Here is a 20,842-nt window from a genome sequence, read left to right as displayed (position 1 = left end):
AGAACCTGCAATGACCGAAGCAACCAAGACCCTGACCGCCGATCAAGCCGCTCTGCACGCCGCGCCGGCCACCGCTGGCCAGCCAGCCCTGATGAATCCCAAGTCCGCGCCCGCCGGCAAGCGCAACCGCCGCACACGCAAGCAGTGGGGCGGGGGCGTGCTGGACGAATACGGCTTCTACCTGCTGCTGGCCGGTATCGCGCTGGTGGCGATTCTGGTGCTGTTCTCGCGCAACCAGACTGACTCGCAAGTGCAGCAACTGACAACGGAGCTAAACGGCGTGGTTGGTAAGGTGAAGACGAGCTATCGTGGCCAGTACAACAAGGTGAGCGTTGGGGCGCTCATTAGTAACGGCGTGTTCAAAGATCTGACGACCATGACGGTGTCCGGCACGACGGTGCTCCTGCAGCCGGGCGGTGGCACGTTGACGGTGGCGCCAGGCCAGTTGCTGAGCGCCAACGACTCGATTCAATGGACGGTTCCGCAGCAGCCTGACGCCGCCTGCATCTCTATCGTTGCCTCGTACCAGGGAAGCGCCGGCAAGATCGTCGTGAACGGCACCACTATCAAGGCCGTTGGCGGCTCGGTCGATCCGACCAAGGTTTCCTGCTCGGGTGGCAGCAACACGATTGACCTGTACATCGCCTGATGCTGGCCCCCGGCCGAGCGCCGAAGACCTCATAGTTGCGGCTGCCTTCAAAAGAGATAGCAAATTCGTGAGCTTTTGCGATCGGTAGCAGCCTGAATTGAGACAAAGTTCCAGTACAACCCGCGCCTGGCCTCTGGCTGGGCGTTCCCCTATACGGAGGTCACCATGTTCCTGACGGAAGCTGCATTCCAGCTCACAATTGCCGCCGCCGGGATGGCGGTGATGATCCACAACACCAACAGCCTGGTTGATGATGCTCTGGCGATAGGCACGGGCCAGTACATGGCCAACGTAGCCAGCGCGGTCAACACCTATGTGTTCGACAACATGACGGTACTCGCGGGCAGCCCTGCCGGCCCGACGGCGATCACGGCGGGCAGTGCGACGGCGACCGTAGCCAGCCCACTGCATCCGACCATCCAGGACCTGATTAACCTGCAGTTGCTGCCGATCGGTTTCAGCGATGTGAGCCCGCTCGGGTTGTCATTCAAGGTGGATCTGACGCCGACCAATTGCAGCGCAGGGCTGACCAACTGCACGCTACCTGGAGTCATGTACTCCACGACGGCCTACCGGGATTCGTCGGGCAGCGTGCGTACCGACCAGCTGACCGGCGCGATTGCCACCGCCGGCGTCGATTCTGGGATGTCCTATGCCGAAAGTCCGGGCGTGATTACCGGCATGGCAGCGAGCTGGTCTGCGCCGAATCCGCTTCCTGGCAACCAGGCCGGCGTGCTGATGATGCGCGTTGGCAATACTTCGTTGCTCGCGCAGAGCATGAACCAGTTCTACAAGCGTGACGGATCGCTGAATTTGACGGGCCCTATGGATGCCAACAACCAGGCGATGAATCGGGTGGGGAACTTCCAGTCGAACGGTTCTGTATCCGCGGCAGGCAACGTGGGAGCTGGAGGGTCGGTTACCGCGAGTGGAAATGTGTCGGCAGGCGCGAATGTGAGTGGGAGCGGTGTCTACGGAAATTATGTGCAGTCTAACGGGAGCGCATATGTGGCTGGAAATGTGACGGCTGGCGGAGTCTATTCGAATGACGTTAAGTCGTATGGGAACGTGCGTGCAGACGGATCGGTTCTGTCAAGCGGCTATCTCTATGCGGCCGGAGCGGTTGTTCCCTCGACTGGCGGGGGGCAGCAAGTATGGGAGGGCTGGGGCTGCGGCGACCCACAGGGGGCGATTCGCAGCGATCCAAACGGCAAGATCTTGTCGTGCCAGAGCGGCGTTTGGCGAAACTCGTCGGGGGGTGCGGGGGTCGTTGACATACAGTTCGTGAGCAACTGCTACAACAACGACTTTGGCTTGTGGTGGCGTGTAATCTACGCTAACGGATCAACGAAGGATATGTTTTCCCCGTCGGGCGGCTCGTGCTCTGATGGTGGTGGATAATTCGATGCGTGGCAGTAGCTAAAGGAGGAAAACGGCGGGTACTCCCGCCGTCTTTTCTATGCATCTGCTTGATTTACTGACACTGTAGGACGACCACGCCGGTTACATCGCCGCTGGTCGGCGTCGGCATTGCGAAGCCGACTGCCAGGTAGGGCTTACTAGGATCGGTGCCTACCACTTGTACGTGCTGCAATACGCCGGAGGACTGGAACACCCCGTTTGTCGTTGGATAAGGTACGGTGGCCGTAGCGTGACTATCTGCACCGATCTGGGCGTCCAGGGTAAGCGTCTCGATGGTCGCCAGCTTAAGGTTCACTACCGCAGTTGCCGAATTCACCTTGCCGGGCGCGAAGTTGCCGCCCACCGCTGTCGGGCTGGTGCTGGCTGCCAGGGTGCATGCTACCTTCGTCTCAGGAGTCGAAGGATTCAGATCGGCAATCAGCTTGAGTGGCTTGCCAACAGCATAGTGAGCGCCCTGATTCGCGGAAATGCTACCAATGCTGCTCGAACCATCAGTCCAGCGGCCGATTGCAAAGTCCCCATTGCCGGCGACGTCGGCTACCTTGCCTCCATTCAGAGTGATCAGGCTGTTCGCGTCGATGCCAAGCTGGGTGTACGCCCCGGCATTCGGTGCCTTCTGGTACTGCGCGGGGAAGGCATTGGACGCGATCGATTGCAAGACAGATCGGGTGGACGTTTCCGTTTGGGGAACGAACACCACTGCCAGCGGATCGGCGGCCACAGTTAGCGCAGAGCCTTGCACCGAAATAGTCGGCGTTGGCGGCGGCGTCGTGGCCGGCGTACCAGCCGGCGTTTCGTCGCCACCGCCGCCACCACCGCAGGCGGCAAGCGCGAGCAGCGAGGCGAGAGAGACCGCGGACAGACCAAGGTTCAGATTTTTTTTCATTGTTGTGTGTGTGTTTGCTTCGAGGAATTAGGTTGGCGCGCTCACATCGGAGCGAGTTATTTCATCCTACCGGCCCTCCACCAAAGTCAAGGGCGCGGCGCGGACAGGTAGCCAGCTGTTCGCCCAGCCGAAAGCGCGACAATCAAGGCAGACTGAAATAACGGCGGCGCGGCCACCGAACTTGAGGCTATGGTGCCCGGGCCGGTCACTCTGCCTCGTTGGCTGTAGCGCCGCAGGCGCTAGCTGTCATACAGATATGAGCCGCAGTGGTTGCAAAGATGCTGGTCTCGATTGGACAGCAGACCGCCGCGGCGCCAGAGCCGGATACTGCTGGAATTGCAGAAGGCACAAGCCGTGCCGCGCCCGGTGCGGCAATGGGGGTAGTGGGCCAGGTACTGTTGCAGCGAACGCGCCTTCTGACGCGTGACAAAGAGCAGGACCAGCGGCGCGAACAGAAGCAGCGGGTACGCCATCGCGCCCCATAGCCAGGGATTCTTGCCGCGCTTGTGGGCGAGATAGGCCGTAAAGCCCATGCACAGTGCACGGAAACACCAAAATCCGTAGTCCAAGGTACCTCCCCTTTTTCTTGTTTTTGCGTTGGGACAGATCTCGAAGGGCCGCAAGTATGCCGTGCCACTTCGAGGGGGGAGAATAGCTCTATCGCCTAACTCGATTCGCCGCCACGGTTGCGGCGGCGCCAAGGCGCGCTGCTCAACGTGCCGGAACAGGCGGGGCAGGAGTACGATCGACTCAACTCAATACGCGGTGCGCTGTTGGCAATAAGGTAGTCCGTACCGCAACTCCGGCATGCTGCGAGAGACAACTCGGACTCCTCGGCCATCGTTCGCGCCAGATAACTAGCACGGTCCGCAGTGAGCTTAAGGTCCACGTCGAAGGTTTGCTCCGTGACGTTATAGGCCGCGATGAGTGCCTCTGGGACATTAGCCCCCTCGCTCACGCAGATCCGGTAGAGCCAAAGGAAGAGCGTGGACTGGACCCGCGCGGTTGACGACTCAAAATGCCACGCGACGGAGCTTGGCATTTGGCCACACGGCGAGGACGCCCCATGATGTTCCAGATAGAACTTTCTTGCCTTTGCCGGGTTGATCGATAGGAGCGAGGCGACACTGGAGGCTCGGCAGCCCATCGCTGTGAGCATTCGGCAGTAGACGTCAGACTGCAAGCGCTCCAGCCGCAGACGTGTCCAGTCCTGTTTGGCCTCAGCTTTCTCGGCACGCACTTGGGAGAACTGCATGAAATAGTGGCCGAGCAGGTCATAGGACGTCCGGTCCGCGCCGTGCTCGATGAAGAAGACCGGCTCTGCGATGCGCCACCGAAAAACTGGGAACTGAATGCGGCTGACGGCTAGGTCAAGATGATGCTGCGGAAGCTCGCGCAGGTACTGCGCGAGTTCGAGGCTGATCCCAAGAAGAGGGGCCGCCAGGATGCTGGCGTGCAGCAGCTCGACCATGAGCCAGACGTAGGCGCGGTTGTTGTGGTAAAGCAGGATCTTGTCGACACTGTCAAGGACCGGGGTCTGATGCTTGATCTTGTCGACGGCAAGCGTCGTAGTGCGACCAGAGACGAGCGACTTCCAGTCTGCAACGGCTCTGATCGTTGGTACAACGGTCATGAACGGCATGCCCATCACCTTGCGGAAGGCCGGCTCATTCCTGCGCAGAGCTTCGATCTCTTCCTTCCTGATCCCGAAGGTCTGCGCAAATGCAGCGTGTCGGATCAGCGCCTCCTCCATGTAGTCGGTGAGGTGATAGTTCGTTGAGCGAATACGCTCGGCCGACAGCCTGGCTAGTCCCAGCTTGTCGAAGTCGCCGCGCAGAATGTCAAGCTTCATGACAGGGCTTTCCTCGTAGTATTTTGTTGTTGTGTTTCTTGCTTCCGACACGCCGCCCGTGGTTAAGCAGCGTCACCGCGTCTCGACTATCGTGAAACTGCGATAGCGGCGACCAGGTCCGAGTGGTATCGGCCAACGACAGAAGCCATCGTTTCCAGAAGCGGACGGACCTTCGCGCTGTTGTTCTCCATAAGTACTCGGAGTTGTGCGAGGGAGAACTTGGTGACCATGGCCTCAAAATGCGCATGGAAGTCGGTGAGGAGCGCGTGGGTGTTCGCTTCCCTGGTTGCAGCATCGTGTGCGGCTTCCATCTCAGTCAGAGTGTCCTTTAACTCCCGTTGTGCGGCCGCCAATCGTTGATTGACGTCCTCGATTGCGGCTTCAATAGTGACGTAGCCGGCGGGGGGCACCTCGCGTAGGACTTCTTTGGTCTCGACCCTGGCTTTGGCAGTGGCCAGCTGTTCGACGAGACGACCCCGCTCATGGGTCAGGTCATCAATTGCCATTTGGAACTTGCTGACGGAACTGTTGCTTCGAGCAAGATCCACTTGGGCATCAGACAGCGCGGCGCGGTGGGTATCGCGTTCGGCAGCCGTCTGCTGTGCCTGCGCCCGGAGCTGTTTAATTTCGTATTCCATATCGCGCTGCGTGGACACAGCTTGCGCAAGTTCCTCCCTTGTGCCTTCAAGCTTGGCTTCGACCTCCAGCAATTGCTCGTTAGCCTGACGCGACTTACGCAGCAATTGGCGAATTTCCTCCCGGCCGATCTTGTTGTTCTTCTCCTTCTCCTCCATCACCATCAGCAAGTCGTCATCCGAAACTGATGTCCGCACGAGGACTGAGAGCTCACTAATACTGAACAGGTTGAGCGCCTTATTGTTGTCGAGGAAACGGCGGTAGATCTGCATGTGCAGAAAGATGTATGACCGACTCATGCGCAGAACACGCTGGCAATAGGTAGTGAGAAGGCCAGTCGCCTGGCGCCTGGCAAGTTGACGGTTGCCGCATGCTGCCTCGAACTTGCTGAACAGGATGGTGTCGATCTGGGCCAGCCGCGAACCAATGGCAAGCGATTCAGTTTGAATGCGGTCCAGGCTTAGGAATATCTCTTGAGTCGCTTGTACGATGCGGCCAATTGCCGCTGCATCGAGATGCTCCGAGAGAACCACTCTGGCGAGTAGCACCAACTGACGGGCCCGATCATCGAGCGGGCTGTCTGAGGGAAGCGAAGGCAGGTTTTCGTTTTGGTCGGATTGGCTCATACGTTGTAAATGGCTGATGAGTAGGAGTTGCGAAGCGGCAAGTTCACCGTACAGGCAAATTTTCTTGTGAAGGCGAGAATAGCGTCGCCATTCACGGGCTGCGGTCCGGAAAGACGACGAAATGGATGTAGCTTTCACGAGATGACGCTGCCGAAGCGCGCACTTCTTTTACGACGCGACCTTCGATATGTGTAGGTATTTACCCCTATGGTAGGTGTCATCGGCGCGATAATCGCTCGCCCTGGGGGATGTGCGATGCGTTGGGGCAAATGCGGCCGCGGGGCCCCAGTCCAACCGGTTGGACGGGTAGCCGCGAAGAGCTGCATGTTTTTGGTGAGCTTTCCGGGGATTCGTTGACGGGAAACTGGTTTAAGGTCTTACTCACACGCGCGTCCTAGACGCATCGATTTCGACAAGCAGACCGTCACCCTGGGATTGCTTCGTCCTCGCCCCCTTTCCGTCTTAATCTCCCTTGCCCAGCGCCTTTGCTCGATGCATGTGCATCCGGCAAGTGCGTTGGCGCTTCAAGGATTCCTTGCTCTTCTGAGCATCGAATAATCGCCCGGCCTTTCCGCTGGGAAATCCCATTTACTGTTTTCAAGAGAGAAAACCATGGAATCCTTGGCCAATCTGATGCGTGCGCCTGTTCGTCTGTTCTTAACGCTGATGGCGATCTATGTGGCATCGCAATCCACTGTCTGCGGCTTCTTCCTCGGCATCGTCGCGCTGTCGTGGGGGTATCACAAGCTCATCGGTCGACCGCACGTTGTGCCGACGCCACGTGACGTGTCGATGCCCAAGCCGCGAGCTGCCTATCCAGAACCTGAGCAGCCGCAAGCGCCCCAGGCGCCCGTGTATGCCAAGTCCCCGGTCGTTGTGCCATTGAAACGTCAGGAAGCTGCCCGGCGCAGCGCCTGACCTGTACCGCCCTCACTTCGAGGAAGGCCCTATCCACCTGTCGTGGGAACCTCGTTCTCACCGGCAGGTGGCAAGGGGGATCCCGCTTGGAGCAACCTATGGAAATGCAACCCGCCGCCTGGCAACTCGATTTCTTCGGGGAGGCGGCACCCGTCACGGTCGATCCTCCCAAACGCGACCCGCTGCCCGATCCGAAGTACTGGAGCGAGTCCGTGCGCGAGCAGATGATTGACGCCCTGATCACCCTCGCCTGCGACAGCCGTCGCGGCGACAACATTCCCGAGTCGCTAGCCGACTGTGCTGACCTGCTGCGTTCGCGCATGCATGGGAAGGCCGTCGAGAAAGACGACTTCGAGATGACGCTTGGCTGGATCTTCGGCTACTGGGATGGGGCGCTGCCCTATACCTATGTCTGCGCTGTGACCGGCGTCGACCCCGAGGTTCTGCAAGACATTATCCTCCATCACCCCCGCCTCAGGCGCGATCTGGACGACGTTCGCCGGCTGCGCTGCGGCACGCTGCTTTAGGAGTCGCCTGTGAGTTTCATTCAGCGACTCTTCGACACGCTGCAGGACGCCCTAAGGGCGCAGCCCGCCGCACCGGCTGCGTGCAATGCACCGGCCGTCGGTACCGGCTTGCGCAACGAAGTGCAGATCGAGATCGGCGGCGTGCCGAATCTCTTTCGCGACGAGGGCGAGCGCATCGTTCACTTTGTGGCCGACTTCGATGCCCGCCCGACGGCAACGCACTTTGGCCAGAAGCTGTTGCCCGATCCGGTTCCCTACTGGAACGTGGCGGGCGAACATCAGGGGGGGACGCTCTCCAAGGTGATTGCCGCTGCAATCCGCGCCCACGCAGCGCCTTCGGCGCACGCTGCCTTGCAAGGCGACGACGGCGCGGGCCAGTCCGGACGCCAATCTGCCCACAAACCGACCCGCGATAGCCAGCACACTGGCGCAGCGGCCGGCAGAGCGCAGACCCGCCGTGAGCCCGGCGCTTCAGTGCACCACGGCACCATCATTTTCTGGGGCGAAGCGGAGTTCGCCGATCGCAAGCGCATCGGTCGAGCCTACACGTCGTTCGCGCTAAAGCTGGAGACGCTAACAGGCGTTGACACTCTGCAAGGCGAGGGGCTGAAAGAAGCCATCGCCGAAGCCGGTTGCCAACTCGGCGACCGCGTCGAAGTACGGCGTCTGCACAAGGTCAAGGTACAGGCATTCCATCGCAAGTCCGGAACGCCAAAGCTCGACGACGACGGTCAACCCATCATGTGGGACAAATGGATTTGGTCGATTACCCGTTCACATTGATTCAAAAAGGAAAACTCTTCTATGGCATCCGTCAACAAGGTCATCCTCGTCGGCAACCTCGGGGCCGATCCCGAAGTCCGTTACATGCCAAGCGGCGACGCCATCGCCAGCATTCGAGTCGCCACCACCGACCGTTACAAGGACAAGCAGACGGGCGAGATGAAGGAGGCCACTGAGTGGCACCGTATCTCGTTCTTCGGCAAGCTCGCCGAGATCGCCGGCCAGTATCTGAAGAAGGGTTCGTCGGTCTACATCGAGGGCCGCATCCGCACTCGCAAGTGGCAGGACCAGTCCGGCCAGGACAAGTACAGCACCGAGATCGTGGCCGATCAGATGCAGATGCTTGGCAGCCGGCAGATTGGCGGCGCCGGTGATGACGAGGGCTACGGCCAGCAACCTTCCCGCCAGTCGCAAGGCGAGCAGGGCACGCGTCAGCGCCAGAGCGCGCCGCCGCGCCAGCAGCCTGCATCCCAGGCAGGATTCGACGAGGAAGACGATCCGATTCGGTTTTAGTTCGGAACGAACGATCGGACACTTCGACGCCTCTCGCTTCATCTCCACGTTGTTTTGCTGCTGCTGCCGGCTTTCGCCGCCGGCAGTAGCCCCTTCCTCTGTGCGCCCGACACTGGCGCCGTCCATCCTCCATCCCGCAGTGATGCGCCATGCTGAAAAGACCCTCTGGCTCGGCCGGGGTGTCCTTTGAGCGAGCGAGTTTCCCCGCCTGTCTCAGGCATCGACCAACCATTCCGACCGGAGTGAATCCCAATGAAAATGAGTGACATCACGAAGAACTGGACGCCTGCTCAATGGGACGCTCTGGTTTTGCAGTATCTGCCGGAGCGCTTCCTGACCGGCAAGCCTGGCCCATGCCCGATGTGCGGAGGCAATGACCGCTTTACTTACGATAGCAAAAGCGGCCGTGGCGACTGGGTATGCCGCCAGTGTGCCAATGGCAACCCGATGGCGGGCGACGCCATCCTGCTGATTTGCCGGTACACCGGCATGTCCTTCCTCGAGCTTGCCCGTGTGGTGGAGGGTGGGCCGGCACCGGCGATCGTCCGGCCAGCGCATCCCCCTATGCGGCGTCGTGGCATGAGTGACGCGGCCAAGGCCCGTCGTATCGAGCGAGTCTGGTCCAGCGCCACGCCGCTGGTGCCCGGTGACGCCGCGACGCGGTACTTTGCCGCTCGCGTGCCAGGTCTCGTTGCACCGCGCCCGAGCGCTCTGCGGCTGGCGATGATGGACTATCGCCATGAGCATGCAGTGCAGGGGCGCTATCCAACGATCGTGGCGCAGTTCACGCGGCCAGACGGCCGCATGGCCACGGTGCACCGGACCGCGCTTGATCCGGCCAAACCGGCCAAGGCGCACGTCGTGACGGCTGACGGGGTAATCCTGCCGGCCAAGCGCAATGACGTGACGGCGCTGCCCCTCCCTGGCGGTGCCGTACGGCTCATGCCGCCGCGCGATGGCGTGCTGGGCGTGGCCGAAGGGCTGGAAACGGCTTATGCGGCGCACATGCTGTTCGGCGTGCCCACCTGGTGCTGCCTGAATCGTGTGCTGCTCAGCCGCTTCGTCGTGCCGCAAGGGCTTGGCATCCATACGCTGCACGTCTTTGCCGACTTCGATGAAATCGATCCGAAGACACGCAAGTCGCCCGGCATGGCGGATGCGCTGGCCTTGGCCAAGCGCGCCCGCAGCGAAGGTATGACCGTCCACGTGCATCGCCCTTTGGTGCGCGGCACGGACTTTTGCGACCAGTGGCTTACCGCGTATCGGTTGCAAGGCATTGCTGGCCAGCGAGCAGTCTGTGCTTAACCGGTCGTTGTGAATGCCGCCCTCCGGGGCGGTACCTCTTTCTGCCCTGCGGGTTCTGCCTGCGGGGGAGAACCCTTGCGGCAGATCACTACTTGGAGTTCTGATATGTCGTTCAAAGGTTTCAAGGTGATCGTGGGTCGTCTGCAAATCCGTGCTATGCGCCAACTGCCCTCGGGTATCGTCCCCGCGTGCCAATCCGACGCGGAGACATATCATGTCTACCGTCGCAATGCCGACGGATCCACGCAGCTTCAGCACACCGACGTGGATTTTTATTCAGCCTTCACGTATTGCGCCGGCCTGCAACGCCCAACGCGGCACTAAGCGCGCCCATCCCCTTAAACGAGAAGCCCGGCAATTTTGTCGGGCTTCTTTGCTTTGCGCGCCGCGGTCACTGGCGGCGGAAGGCCTGGATCAGTGTGAGCGCAAATTCCCATAGCGCCCAGCCGATACCGAACGTCAGCAGGAATTTGAAAAAGCGGATGATTTCATATTCTGTCATGTTGCTAGACCGCCTTGGTTCATTGCAGTTGGTCCTATTGTAGCTGCCGCAGCACGTAATCAAGGCCGCGGCATATGTGGTCAGAAGAAGCGATCCATGGCCGAATTCATGTCTAAGGCAAATGGCGGCGGTGCGGCACCGAACGGTGCACCCGCAACAACGGCCACGGATGAAGGGGTAGGGGCAGCGTTGCCCGGGGAGGCTGTTTGCTCGTGGGCCAGTGTCACCGGTTGCTGTGCCGGTGGCTCGGGACGCAAGTCTGGCCTTGGCCCTGGTCGTTGTTCGGAACGTGGAGCAGGTCGGTCAGCTCCCTCATGGGATGGCGGCATGGGTACGGCGGGAGCTGCTTGTGCAATGTGGTGCTGGCTCGCGGCGAACGAACCTGACGCACCCATCGCACCCAGTCCAGTCTCGGCGAGACGTCGAAACACTTCTGCACGATGCTTCGGGCTCTGGATTGACTTCAGGTACTGGAGCAGCTCCGGCGACGTGATCGAGTTGATCGTGATCTGTATCGAGATCTTGTCCATCGCCGGCCATCCGTTAAGCTGCGGCGCACTGCTGGCGCGACGAGCCAATGTCATAAAAGCCGCGGACGTTGGCAAAGCAGGGCGAATCCAGAACCTTCATCGGCGTGCGTGGGAATGCGGCGCGGATCGCGTGCGCATAGAGCTCGCTGCCGCCGCCGCTGAGTACGATTGAGCGGATATCTTCGCTGCGACCGACGCGTGTCTGCACTTCCTTGACCGCTGCATGGCAGACCGCACGCGCCTGCTCCAGCAGCGGCTGCAAGTTGATTTCTTTCTGGAAGAAGAGCAGCGTGGTCGCGTCGCGCAGCGCCTGGTCGATCCGCTCGATGCCAGCCACCGGCTCGCCTTCCTGCTCGGCAATGAGGTCCGCGATCTGCTGATAGATGCGAGACGAGCCGCCAGGCACGCCGCCGCTGCGCGTGTCATCCATGGTGAAGCCACGCGCCAGGACCCAGTCTGTTGTGAAATAGCCGACATCGATCACCAGGTGCGCGTTTCTCCCGTCATAGTCCTGTCCGCATTGCCGCATGAAGGTGACGAGTGAACCAAGGGGCTGCGGCAGGCCTGCAACGCTGCGCACCGGAATGTCGCCATGGCCAAAATTGAGCGTTCCTGTGAAGCGGTCGCGTAGATACTGGGCGTACTTCTGCGCGGTATGGACGGGCAGGCCAAGCACGAGTTGGTCGATCTCCGTCGCGCCCGTGTATTGCAGCGCGCCACCAAGCAGGGCGGCGTATTCGGCGGTGGTCGCAAAGTCCTCGGATAACGTGCGGCCGGTCTGGCCGTAGGCCGAACTGATGGAAACCTCGGGGCCGATCTCGTAGTAGGCGCCATCGACCTGGACGGTGATTACGTCACGGGCCTTGAAGAATCCCCCGCCGTATCCCGTGACATTGGCTCGCACGGCGGGGGGCGCGAGTGAGGGAAACATCTGCGTCACCAATTTCCCCCCTTGGGAGAAGGCATACTTGGTGTTGCCATAGCCAACGTCGACGGCGACTGTACTCATTCTCATCTTGCGCTCCTGTGCTTGCGGCATCTGCCGCGTCTGCGATTAGCGGATCTGCTCCAGCCTTCACGCTACTCGTGATTGCCTTCAGCAAGCGGGACATGTGCCACGTAAGACAGACGTAAGTGCCACTTGCTAGCGAGAGCATTCGTGGCGATCATCAAAGTGGCACGTGCGTGCCACGTAAATCGGACTTACGTCCCACTTCCCGGCCGGACACCTGCGACGCTTTTCAGGACGTGGCACCTGTGTGCCACGTAAGTCAGGCATACGTGCCACGTGGACTGGAACCACTTCGAATCTACCGGGAAAGCCGTTAAGTCAAGCCCGCGTAAGCTCGCCAATTTCATGCACGATTCGCAATGCACGAGGGTTGCACGGGTGGGCCAGGCTCGCTATCCTTGACGTACTTCTCGCGTCCCCGACGCATCGACCTCGCCGCCACTTTGGCGGCCATCCCAAGCATCGACACCGCCCGAAAAAGGGTTGTCGGTCGCCTCTATGTACAAGCCGGAATTTGATCCGGTTTTTTTTCAACCAGATCAAGTGGACAGTGTCGGATAGTGAGGACACCGGACACCGCGATACCAAGCCGATTGGCGGTCTGTTTGTGAAAGTGGACCGTAGTGAGGACGATTCCGGAGTCGGACACCCGGACAGTGCTCGATGAATCGCCACACCCATAAGACACGTCCCTACAGCCGCAGGCTGAGCACGGATCACGAAGCCCGACACACAGCGGCGGAGATGATCTGGCTTCGGGGCGGGGAGCTGATTGCGAGTCACGAACGTGGCCGACGCAGGCTTCTGAGAGCATGACGACCCGGGGGGCGCTACCGGTACCAAAACGGCGCAACAGGAATCACCCACCACGGCAGTGACCACGAAGGCGAGGACAGCAAAAGTCCTGGCGAGCGAGGGTCGGCATCGAGATGATGCGCCGGGTGGATGGCCGCGCAGCGGCACGCAAGGCAAAGGCCCGCGTGTTCGCATAGCGGACAGTCAGGACGCATCTGCTTCCATGCTCAGGGCTGATCGGTTGGCATCGCTAAAGGACAGGAAGAAGTGGACTCCGGCAGGGTGGCCGGTTAGCTGGATGTGGTAGTCCGGCACACCAAGAGGTTGAATGTCGTTCGGGGCGGCATCTCACCAAGCAGAGCAAGCTGCCCGCTGGGCGCGCGGCAGGGCATTCGCGATGGCGGATTGCTTCCGCGATTGGAGCAATGACAACGATGAGCAAGGGTATCAATCTGCGCGCGGTGCTGGCCGCGTACAACCTCCCCGAGAACTTCAAAGCCGCGTTCGCGGTGCTGGCGGCGCAGAATCTGCATTTGCCGCACAGCGGTACGCGTGTCAGTGGCCGGTCGCTCTCGCAACTGACGCAACGGCAACGCGCCCAAGCGCTGCTGAAGATGTTCGTGGACCTGCGCAAGGGAGGCTTCGCGCTGATGTCGCCGTACAACCTCAGGCAGAAGCACATCCAATGGCTGGTGCAATCCTGGGTCTTGGAGCAGAGGCTGGATGTCGGATCGGTGGAGCTGCGCCTGACGCACCTGCGAGCGCTGAACGCGTGGATGGGCAAGACGAACATGGTCGGCTCGATCGATGACTATGTGGAGCGGCCAGCGGACTACAAGCGCAGTTACATCGCCCGTGAGGACCGCTCCTGGGAGGGAAATGGCGTGAATGCGCTGGTGAAGGTCGCGGAGATTGCGGGTACCGACCAGCATGTGGCGCTGCAACTCAGGCTGGAGGCGGCTTTTGGACTGCGGGCAAAGGAAAGCTGGCGCCTGCGGCCGCTCCAGGACGTGTTGCCGTCCGGCCATCTGCACGCGGTCGATGGGACCAAAGGTGGGCGGCCGCGTAAGGTGCCGATCGAGTTCACGTGGCAATACGATCTGCTGATTGAGGTCGCCAATCTGGCGTTGCAGACGAACCCGGAGCGCGGCACGCTGATTCCGCGGTCGTACACACAGGCCAGGTGGCGGCGGCATTTCTATGCGGTGTTGGAAAGGCACGGAATCACGAAGAATGGGTGCGGCGTGACGGCCCACGGCTTGCGGCACCAGTATTTCCATCAGATGTATGAGCGCAATGCCGGCCAGGCGGCGGCAATCAAGGGGGGTGGGAAGGTGATCGATCGCCAACGGCATGAAGAGGCGATGCGCAAGATCGTCGAGGCCGCGGGCCACAGCCGGCAGACAAAGGCCAATGCATATCTGTCGACCTACTCGGTGCAGGCTGCGACGTCGCGCCCCGTTATCACCCCGGAGATCGCCGCTCAGGCCGTGAAGGATGCCGACGGTGTGAAATCCAAGGCTGCGCAGGCGCTGGGTATTACACGACAGGCGCTCTACCGGCTACTTGCATGGCTGGCGGACACTAAATGACGCCGGCATGAGCAGCTGGACTATGCGGCCCTGGGCAGGTTGCTGGCGGATTGGCTGCGCAGGGCAGAGGTGAATACTGTGTTGCACGCGTCGCGTCAGCCGGCTGCCTTGCGTTCTGTGGACGAGGAGAGCGGGCTCCACATCTCGCGAGCGAAGCTGCACTAGCGTAGGAACTGGGGCAGGAATGGGTCGTTGTCCCAGTGGCCCGTTGCGCCCCACCAGCAGAAGAACAGGACCAAGGCGATGACGCCCAGAATGTAGAAGCGCGCTTCCCTGCCGGTGCGGAAGGTGTGGATGATCTGCTTGAGGCGTTTCATGCATTTCTCCGATTCAGCAGCGGGCGAAGACTGCGCGGACGGACGGCAGGACGCCAGATTGATGGAGCGCATTCCGAGGTTTCTTGGTATCCACCACGGCGGCGCCATCGGAAAAGCACAGCAGCGGGATGCGGCTGGCCTGGTCGGTGGTGGCGACGCGAGGCCGGCTGTTGGACCCGAAGATGTGCGGACAATCCGTCGCTGGGCCTCTGGCGTAGATGGCGGTGCTGATGGCGGAGCAGACGACGGCGGCGGCAATGGTTGCGGCAGGGATCAGAGGCTTGTGCATGGTTCCTGTTCTGAAATGATGTACCCCTATCTTGCCAAGCCAGTCGCGAAGTCAAGGGCTGGGCGGCTTCCCAAGAGTGGCCGAGATGGGAGTCCCGTTTACATCGGTGCAGTCAAGCACACGCGCGAGGAATTCCTCCAGGATGATCGTGCCGCCGAACAGCTCCTCGTGGACCGACCCTGGCAGGGCATCGATTGGCTCGATATGTACCCAGGGGCGGCCATCAATCTGGATCAGCTTGGCGCGGCGCATGAGTTTGCGGTAGCGGCTGGCATCCCTCAGCAAGGCCTCAGCCGGCATCAGTTCCTGCAGGAAGGGCTCGGGTTGCAATATCTTTTCGGCCATGGCGGCGAAGAGCGGGCCGCGCGTGTCCCAATCGTCTTCGTTGCGGGCAATGAGCGCGAGCACCGTGCCGAGGTCGGAACTGGTGAGTTCCTTGCGTACGATGACGGCGAGCTCATGCTGCTCCGTTGGGCGGGGACGGACTCGGGTGTTCCAGATGCCGCTGAGGATGGCAAAGGCCTGATCGCGGCCAGTGTCAAGGGATTGGGGCGGGGTGGATATGCCGCAGCCGGTGCAGACAATGAGCGCCTCGAAGCGGTTAGCAATGAATCGAGGCTGGCTGTCGCAATGCGCGCAGGAGAGAAGGCCGTCTGACATGGTTGGGGCGGGTTCGCGGGCGTGTGGCGCGCATTATGCCAAGATCTGCGACCCGCCCGGCCGCCGATGCGCCATTGTGACTGCGAATTGGAGTGCATCGTCCGACGAAAGGCGTATGATCTCGCACGTCTTTCGCCGGACGATCGGCAATTTCGCACCAATACCCCCATGAAGGAACTGAACCTCGGTACCCGGCCGCGCGACGAGCAGACCTTCGCCGCCCCGGGCGAGCCGCTGTACCGCGAGCTGGCCACGATCGATGCACTCACCTTCCGGCGCATGCTGGATCGCGTCTTTTGGCATCCGCCCGCAGATGCGCTGCGCTTTGAGGTGCGCGCCATTCCGTCTGAGCTGGGCAGTGAGTACACGGTCACGGCGATCATGGACGGCGTGGGGGAAATCTGGTTCGATGCCGATACCATTCCCGCTCGTTGGGATGCCATTGCCTCGTTCGAGTTGTCGTGGTCGCTGTCGCAGTTGCAAGCCGCGCAGCACAGCTTGGACCCCGTGGGCGTCGAGAAGCCAGGGGGCAAGCCGGGCATCGAGCGCATGCCGGACTATTCGTCCGTCCAGGACCCGGCAGAGGCGGCGCAATACCGCTGGCACGTCGTCAACCGGCTACGTAAGACCGGATTGGACCTGCCGTAGCGTCGGGGGCTTTATCGGTGGCACGCTTTGCGGTATCCTGCGCGCTACTTCCGCGTCTCTGACGCATCGAATCTGCCGATTCTTCGGCACTCTGTTTTTCTCACCCACCGGGGCTTGGTCCCCATGGGCATGGCTCTACCTTTCGTTGGAGCCATCATGTTTATTCACTATCGCGGCACCGCCATGGCTGTTCTGGCCATGATCTTCGACCTGTTCGCCGCACTGGGTTTCACGTTCACCACCGTCGACCCAGGTCTGTTGTCCGTGCAACTGACCTGCTGCGTCATGATCGGCAGTCTGATCGTCTTGGCCTGGTTGGTTGCCTATTCCTCGCATATGCTTGATTTCCTCTCCGGGCTAAACCCCGGAGATTCCTCCAGCGAGCGCCTGAAGTCCCAGGCGGGCAATGTTCCGGGCCGCGTTCGTGTCGCGGTCGTGGACCGACCCGCACGAACAGCACGTCCACTGCCTTATTCCAAGGCCGGCCCTACCTTTCGGACTGCTCGCGGATATGACTCCGCAGCACGAGCACGCTTGGGTTGAAAACGCTTCGTTGACCTCTGCGAACACCACACATTGCCTGATGGCCTTGTACTTGAGTTGTGTCCGGAACGTGGTCCATGCGGCGTCGTGTACGGACTTCGCCATACTCGTTTTTGCCAGCACTTTCGCGTTCACGTTGCCTACGAAGATTCCTGCATGTCTTTTGACCTGCGCCGATGTTTCCTTATGGATGGCGTCCTTGCGCTGGTTTGCGATCTTGGCGTGGATTGCCTTCACGCGGCGCTTCTTGTTCGCTCGTTGAGCGATGCCGAGCGCTTGCTCAGACTCGCGATAGAAGCGCTTAGGCTCGAATTTCTCACCGTCGCTGTGCGTCGCCAAGGTCTTCAGACCAAGATCGATGCCGATCACGTCCGAGCCATCCGGCACGCGTTTTTCTTCGACCTCCACCTTGACAGCGATGTTGACGTACCAACGCCCGCGCGAGTCCTCGTTGAAGCTGCCCGCGCCAAGCTCATACTTCGACAGGCCATACGAGTCCCACAGGCCGATCTGAAGACCATTGAAATGCAGTTGCCCGTTCTTGTACTTGATGCCTTCGCCCTTGAACGGAACCCATCCGAGCGAATACTTCGGCGACTTGCGGTTGCTCACGCGCCAATTGAGCTTCTGGCGCTTGAACTGTTTAAGCCGCGTCGCGAATTCGGCCATCCTGGCCAGAGTATGCAAGGACTTCGAGGCCGAGTTGGTAGAGTTCAACGGCGAGCACGACCACGTCCATCTGCTGGTGAACTACCCGCCGAAGGTCGCCCTATCAGCGCTCGTCGCATCGCTCAAGGGCGTGTCGAGCAGACTGCTGCGGCAGCAGTTCGGGGACTTCCATCCGTGGCTCAAGCGGCGGGGCGTGCTTTGGTCCCCGTCCTACTTCGCGGCGTCGTGCGGCGGGGCTCCACTGGATATCCTGCGCCAGTACATTGAGCAGCAGCAGACCCCTCACTAACCCCCAAATTCCCGGCTTACCCGAGACTGAACTCCGGGGCTTGCACCGGTGCCTTGGTCATCAACCTCATCGCCAGCAAGTTGAAGGCGAAGGGCGTCGAGACGGTGGCGTTTCACGGCGGGATTCCGATTGCGAAGCGCGTGGCCGACAAGGACAAGCGTTTCGTCGGCATAGCGATAGCGGGGCCAGCCCGTTCGTCGCGGGTGCCGGGGCCATGTGCCGGCGGCGCTGTCGTTGTGATGGTCGGCGTAAGCCAACGAAGTCACTGATGTTCGCCCTCCGGTTTTGCTTGGAGGGCGATCTCTTTTTTCCTCTTTGCCGATTCGCGGGGTGCGAGGGCCAATGCAGCCCGGGTGAAGGCGGGCAGGGTAAGGGTATATCCGACGGCTCAGTTCGGCCATCAACAGCCACTGCTCCTTTCGCCCTCAATGGCCGAGCTGCGCCGCCTTTCGGCCGTTAGGCGCTCAAGGCATAGGTTCCCACTCCGAGACACTGGGACTTACCGGTTTGGACGTCGAGGCTCACGCCACCGAAAACCATCGAAGCCTTCATGTGCGGTTGATGGACTCAGATAATTCGCCGCTTTACTGGACGACTCGCCGCACCTAGCTTTATCAGCATCCTCGCCACCGGCCAGCACTACCGCCGTCCGGCCCCTCACAGAAAACATCCGACCCCGCCTGACGTTTATGGCGAAGTGTGGCTCGCCATTCCGCTCACGTTCTCCCCGATCCCACTCCTCGCCATCCCGTCGCATCGACAACAGTACTGTCTTGCACATGACAATGTGGCGTCTCACCGCACGGTAGCCTTCATCCTGACGCTCATACCAGGAAAATAGAAACGAACTGAAGCGTCTTGACGAGACGCAATGGTCAGGGGCGAGTGGCAGACCATTGCTACAAAACATCAGAGGAGACTAGGCACATGAAGTACCATGCATTCATGCACACAGTCCGCAAGGGCTTCGTTCTCGCGATTGGATCGACGGCAATACTTGCTGCATGTGGAGGAGACGGTGATACGGCATCGTCTGCGGCGGCCGCGACGTCGCCAAGTAGCCCGGATACGCCAAGCAAGACTCCAGCCGAGTTGTGTGCGGGTCTTCAGAATCTCGAAATTCCCGCTTCGACGATAGGTCTTCCCACAACTGGCGCATCTGTATCCAGCGCTACGTTGGTAGCGTCAACTGAAACCGGCAACCAGTCGGGCGAATATTGCAAGGTGTTAGGGAAGATTCATCCGGTGGATTTTCAGGCGCCTGACATCCGCTTTGAAGTGGACCTTCCGAGCAACTGGAATGAGAAGTCCGTTCACTTCGGTGGCGGGGGCTTGGACGGGACCATTCCGGCAACTGCCAGTTTCGCTCTCTCCGCGCTCACTCTCATGGAGCGCCCCGGAACTATGACGCCGTTGGCTCGGGGTTTCGTGACCCTCGGCAGTGACAGCGGGCACCAAGGAACTTCTTTTGAAGGCGAGTTCTTGAAGAACGATGAAGCTCTGGCGAACTACGCCGGTGAACACGTGAAGAAGACGCACGACGTCGCAGCGTTTCTGGCACAACGCCGTTATGGCAAATCCTTCCTTCACAGCTACTACATTGGTGGCTCGGGAGGCGGCCGACAAGGCCTGGTGGCCGCCCAGCGATATCCAGCCGACTATGATGGAGTAATTTCAACTTTCCCGGCCTCCGAGCTTCTGGGCCTCTCCTTTGCCATGGGCCGGGTCTCGCAGGCCTCGCTTGCACCTGGAGGATTTATTACATCGGAGAAGGCGACAGTTCTTAAAGCGGCTGTGATGGCCCAATGCGATGCTCTGGACGGCGCAACAGATGGCCTCGTCAGCAACCCGTCGGCCTGCAACTTCGATCCGTCGACATTGCGGTGTCCAGGCGGGGCTGATACGGGCAATACCTGCTTGTCTGACGCACAACTTAATACCGTCAACACCATCGCTACCCCGTTGACGACCACTTTTGATTTTGCTAACGGCATCCATACGATACCCGGCTACAACATCCTCGCCGGGACCGATTTCTGGAACGGCCCGCTTCCGCCTCTGGGTCAGTCCCCAACACAAACGTTATCGGATCCTGCCTCCATCCAGGGATCGTTCTTCTATGCGTTCCCATATGCGCTTGTCAATTTTGCGATTTCTCGCACCCAACTTGTAGACTTTATGTCGTTTAACTTTTCTGATCCCGGCACCCTCACGGCGCGGACGCAGGCCGTCAGTAACATGACGGATTCCACGACCACCGATCTGACCACCTTCAAGGCACGGGGCGGAAAGCTGATTCTTCAGCATGGGCAGTCCGATCAGTTCATCCCTGCGCAGATGTCAGTTGATTACTACAATCGTTTGTTGACGCGATATGGGCAAGCGACCGTGGATGAATTTGTGAAGTTCTATTTGGTGCCAGGGGCGGCGCATGGCTTTGGCGGCCAATTTGGGGGCGCCTATGACGCGCTGACAGTGCTCGATGACTGGGTAACACGCGGGAATCCCCCCAACAAACTCGTCATCACAGACATATATGAGCCAACAGCGGGTCGCACGCGCCCGCTTTGCGAATATCCCACGTGGCCGAAGTACGTTAGCGGCGACGTGAATTCTGCAACTAGCTTCACCTGCGCACACTAACGACGAAGCATGGTGACGACGACTCGACTGTACGTTGTTGCGGCGCCGTGATTCATGCCGTCGAAATAGTCACCTATTGATTGCTCGAGGTCTCCAGACCTTTGTCGCCTGGCACTAGGAGTAGTGCCAGGCATTTTTTCTTGCAGAGGTGTAAAACAGAAAAAACCGAACATGCTGTGGGCATGTTTCACCGGTGTGCCGGGACAATGCCTGTGTTCCAAAGTGCCGGGCCCACC

At 60.4% G+C, this 20,842-nt stretch carries 21 protein-coding genes and 1 pseudogene; 13 read left to right on the top strand and 9 right to left on the bottom strand.

Annotated features, from left to right (window positions below; translation table 11 throughout):
• Positions 1-10 precede the first annotated feature (10 nt).
• Both AC1Q7H_RS09615 and AC1Q7H_RS09610 read left to right on the top strand, forming a co-directional pair.
• Entirely contained in the window at positions 11-649 is a 639-nt protein-coding gene (locus AC1Q7H_RS09615; protein WP_492381169.1) for a type 4 pilus major pilin, read from the top strand.
• Positions 650-814: 165 nt separating this feature from the next.
• The gene (locus AC1Q7H_RS09610; protein WP_492381168.1) at positions 815-2,050 is read left to right on the top strand and encodes an adhesin; all 1,236 of its coding nucleotides are present in this window, start codon (positions 815-817) and stop codon (positions 2,048-2,050) included.
• 73 nt (positions 2,051-2,123) lie between these two features.
• On the opposite strand, the gene AC1Q7H_RS09605 is transcribed toward AC1Q7H_RS09610, so the two are convergent.
• The 4 genes from AC1Q7H_RS09605 to AC1Q7H_RS09590 all read right to left on the bottom strand — a co-directional run bounded on the left by AC1Q7H_RS09605 (position 2,124) and on the right by AC1Q7H_RS09590 (position 6,071).
• Positions 2,124-2,957 carry a hypothetical protein gene (locus AC1Q7H_RS09605; RefSeq protein ID WP_492381167.1) on the bottom strand — a complete coding sequence of 278 codons (834 nt, stop codon included), beginning with the start codon at positions 2,955-2,957 and terminating at the stop codon, positions 2,124-2,126.
• Between the two features lie 239 nt (positions 2,958-3,196).
• Positions 3,197-3,526, bottom strand: a complete 330-nt coding sequence (locus tag AC1Q7H_RS09600) for a hypothetical protein (protein WP_249221385.1) — start codon at positions 3,524-3,526, stop codon at positions 3,197-3,199.
• 95 nt (positions 3,527-3,621) lie between these two features.
• Positions 3,622-4,809, bottom strand: a complete 1,188-nt coding sequence (locus AC1Q7H_RS09595) for a FlhC family transcriptional regulator (RefSeq protein WP_492381166.1) — start codon at positions 4,807-4,809, stop codon at positions 3,622-3,624.
• An 86-nt stretch (positions 4,810-4,895) separates the two neighbouring features.
• Positions 4,896-6,071, bottom strand: a complete 1,176-nt coding sequence (locus tag AC1Q7H_RS09590; RefSeq protein WP_492381165.1) for a hypothetical protein — start codon at positions 6,069-6,071, stop codon at positions 4,896-4,898.
• 612 nt (positions 6,072-6,683) lie between these two features.
• On the opposite strand from AC1Q7H_RS09590, the gene AC1Q7H_RS09585 reads away from it, so the two are divergent.
• The 6 genes from AC1Q7H_RS09585 to AC1Q7H_RS09560 all read left to right on the top strand — a co-directional run bounded on the left by AC1Q7H_RS09585 (position 6,684) and on the right by AC1Q7H_RS09560 (position 10,441).
• Positions 6,684-6,989 (top strand): hypothetical protein, encoded by a 306-nt coding sequence (locus tag AC1Q7H_RS09585; RefSeq protein WP_492381164.1) that lies wholly within the window; start codon positions 6,684-6,686, stop codon positions 6,987-6,989.
• Between the two features lie 98 nt (positions 6,990-7,087).
• A complete protein-coding gene (locus tag AC1Q7H_RS09580) occupies positions 7,088-7,516 on the top strand; it encodes a hypothetical protein (protein WP_492381163.1) in 429 nt (142 codons plus the stop codon).
• A gap of 9 nt (positions 7,517-7,525) precedes the next feature.
• Positions 7,526-8,299 (top strand): hypothetical protein, encoded by a 774-nt coding sequence (locus tag AC1Q7H_RS09575; protein WP_492381162.1) that lies wholly within the window; start codon positions 7,526-7,528, stop codon positions 8,297-8,299.
• A gap of 21 nt (positions 8,300-8,320) precedes the next feature.
• Positions 8,321-8,812 carry a single-stranded DNA-binding protein gene (locus AC1Q7H_RS09570; RefSeq protein WP_492381161.1) on the top strand — a complete coding sequence of 164 codons (492 nt, stop codon included), beginning with the start codon at positions 8,321-8,323 and terminating at the stop codon, positions 8,810-8,812.
• 252 nt (positions 8,813-9,064) lie between these two features.
• Positions 9,065-10,117, top strand: a complete 1,053-nt coding sequence (locus AC1Q7H_RS09565; RefSeq protein ID WP_492381160.1) for a primase-helicase zinc-binding domain-containing protein — start codon at positions 9,065-9,067, stop codon at positions 10,115-10,117.
• Positions 10,118-10,222: 105 nt separating this feature from the next.
• On the top strand, positions 10,223-10,441 hold the full coding sequence (locus AC1Q7H_RS09560; protein WP_492381159.1) for a hypothetical protein: 219 nt from the start codon (positions 10,223-10,225) through the stop codon (positions 10,439-10,441).
• Between the two features lie 721 nt (positions 10,442-11,162).
• Here the strand turns inward: AC1Q7H_RS09560 and AC1Q7H_RS09555 are convergent.
• A complete protein-coding gene (locus AC1Q7H_RS09555) occupies positions 11,163-12,164 on the bottom strand; it encodes a PRTRC system protein D (RefSeq protein ID WP_492381298.1) in 1,002 nt (333 codons plus the stop codon).
• Between the two features lie 1,226 nt (positions 12,165-13,390).
• Between AC1Q7H_RS09555 and AC1Q7H_RS09550 the strand changes: the two genes are divergently transcribed.
• Positions 13,391-14,548 (top strand): integrase domain-containing protein, encoded by a 1,158-nt coding sequence (locus AC1Q7H_RS09550; RefSeq protein WP_492381158.1) that lies wholly within the window; start codon positions 13,391-13,393, stop codon positions 14,546-14,548.
• Between the two features lie 161 nt (positions 14,549-14,709).
• Here AC1Q7H_RS09550 and AC1Q7H_RS09545 read toward each other — a convergent pair whose 3' ends face one another.
• Genes AC1Q7H_RS09545 through AC1Q7H_RS09535 form a run of 3 tightly spaced genes read right to left on the bottom strand, consistent with a single transcriptional unit; the run spans position 14,710 to position 15,814 of the window.
• Positions 14,710-14,865, bottom strand: a complete 156-nt coding sequence (locus AC1Q7H_RS09545; protein ID WP_194946915.1) for a hypothetical protein — start codon at positions 14,863-14,865, stop codon at positions 14,710-14,712.
• A 13-nt stretch (positions 14,866-14,878) separates the two neighbouring features.
• Positions 14,879-15,154, bottom strand: a complete 276-nt coding sequence (locus AC1Q7H_RS09540; RefSeq protein ID WP_492381157.1) for a hypothetical protein — start codon at positions 15,152-15,154, stop codon at positions 14,879-14,881.
• 51 nt (positions 15,155-15,205) lie between these two features.
• Positions 15,206-15,814, bottom strand: coding sequence for a hypothetical protein (locus AC1Q7H_RS09535; RefSeq protein WP_492381156.1), 609 nt, complete (start codon positions 15,812-15,814; stop codon positions 15,206-15,208).
• A 168-nt stretch (positions 15,815-15,982) separates the two neighbouring features.
• On the opposite strand from AC1Q7H_RS09535, the gene AC1Q7H_RS09530 reads away from it, so the two are divergent.
• Positions 15,983-16,462 carry a hypothetical protein gene (locus tag AC1Q7H_RS09530; RefSeq protein WP_492381155.1) on the top strand — a complete coding sequence of 160 codons (480 nt, stop codon included), beginning with the start codon at positions 15,983-15,985 and terminating at the stop codon, positions 16,460-16,462.
• Positions 16,463-16,819: 357 nt separating this feature from the next.
• Here AC1Q7H_RS09530 and AC1Q7H_RS09525 read toward each other — a convergent pair whose 3' ends face one another.
• Positions 16,820-17,674 carry an RNA-guided endonuclease InsQ/TnpB family protein gene (locus AC1Q7H_RS09525; RefSeq protein ID WP_492381154.1) on the bottom strand — a complete coding sequence of 285 codons (855 nt, stop codon included), beginning with the start codon at positions 17,672-17,674 and terminating at the stop codon, positions 16,820-16,822.
• Between AC1Q7H_RS09525 and tnpA the strand changes: the two are divergent.
• The 3 genes and pseudogenes from tnpA to AC1Q7H_RS09510 form a co-directional block, all read left to right on the top strand.
• Positions 17,673-17,963 (top strand): annotated as a pseudogene (gene tnpA / locus AC1Q7H_RS09520) (IS200/IS605 family transposase); the annotation flags it as partial. The gene AC1Q7H_RS09525 and the pseudogene tnpA sit on opposite strands and share 2 nt — an antisense overlap.
• Before the next feature lie 53 nt (positions 17,964-18,016).
• Positions 18,017-18,232: a hypothetical protein gene (locus tag AC1Q7H_RS09515; protein WP_492381153.1), complete on the top strand. Its 216-nt coding sequence runs from the start codon at positions 18,017-18,019 to the stop codon at positions 18,230-18,232.
• 658 nt (positions 18,233-18,890) lie between these two features.
• Entirely contained in the window at positions 18,891-20,606 is a 1,716-nt protein-coding gene (locus AC1Q7H_RS09510) for a tannase/feruloyl esterase family alpha/beta hydrolase (RefSeq protein ID WP_492381152.1), read from the top strand.
• Positions 20,607-20,842 lie beyond the last annotated feature (236 nt).

It is taken from the genome of Cupriavidus sp. GW823-FHT06D04 (genome assembly GCF_058795055.1).
This window is presented reverse-complemented; position numbering and strand designations above follow the sequence as displayed.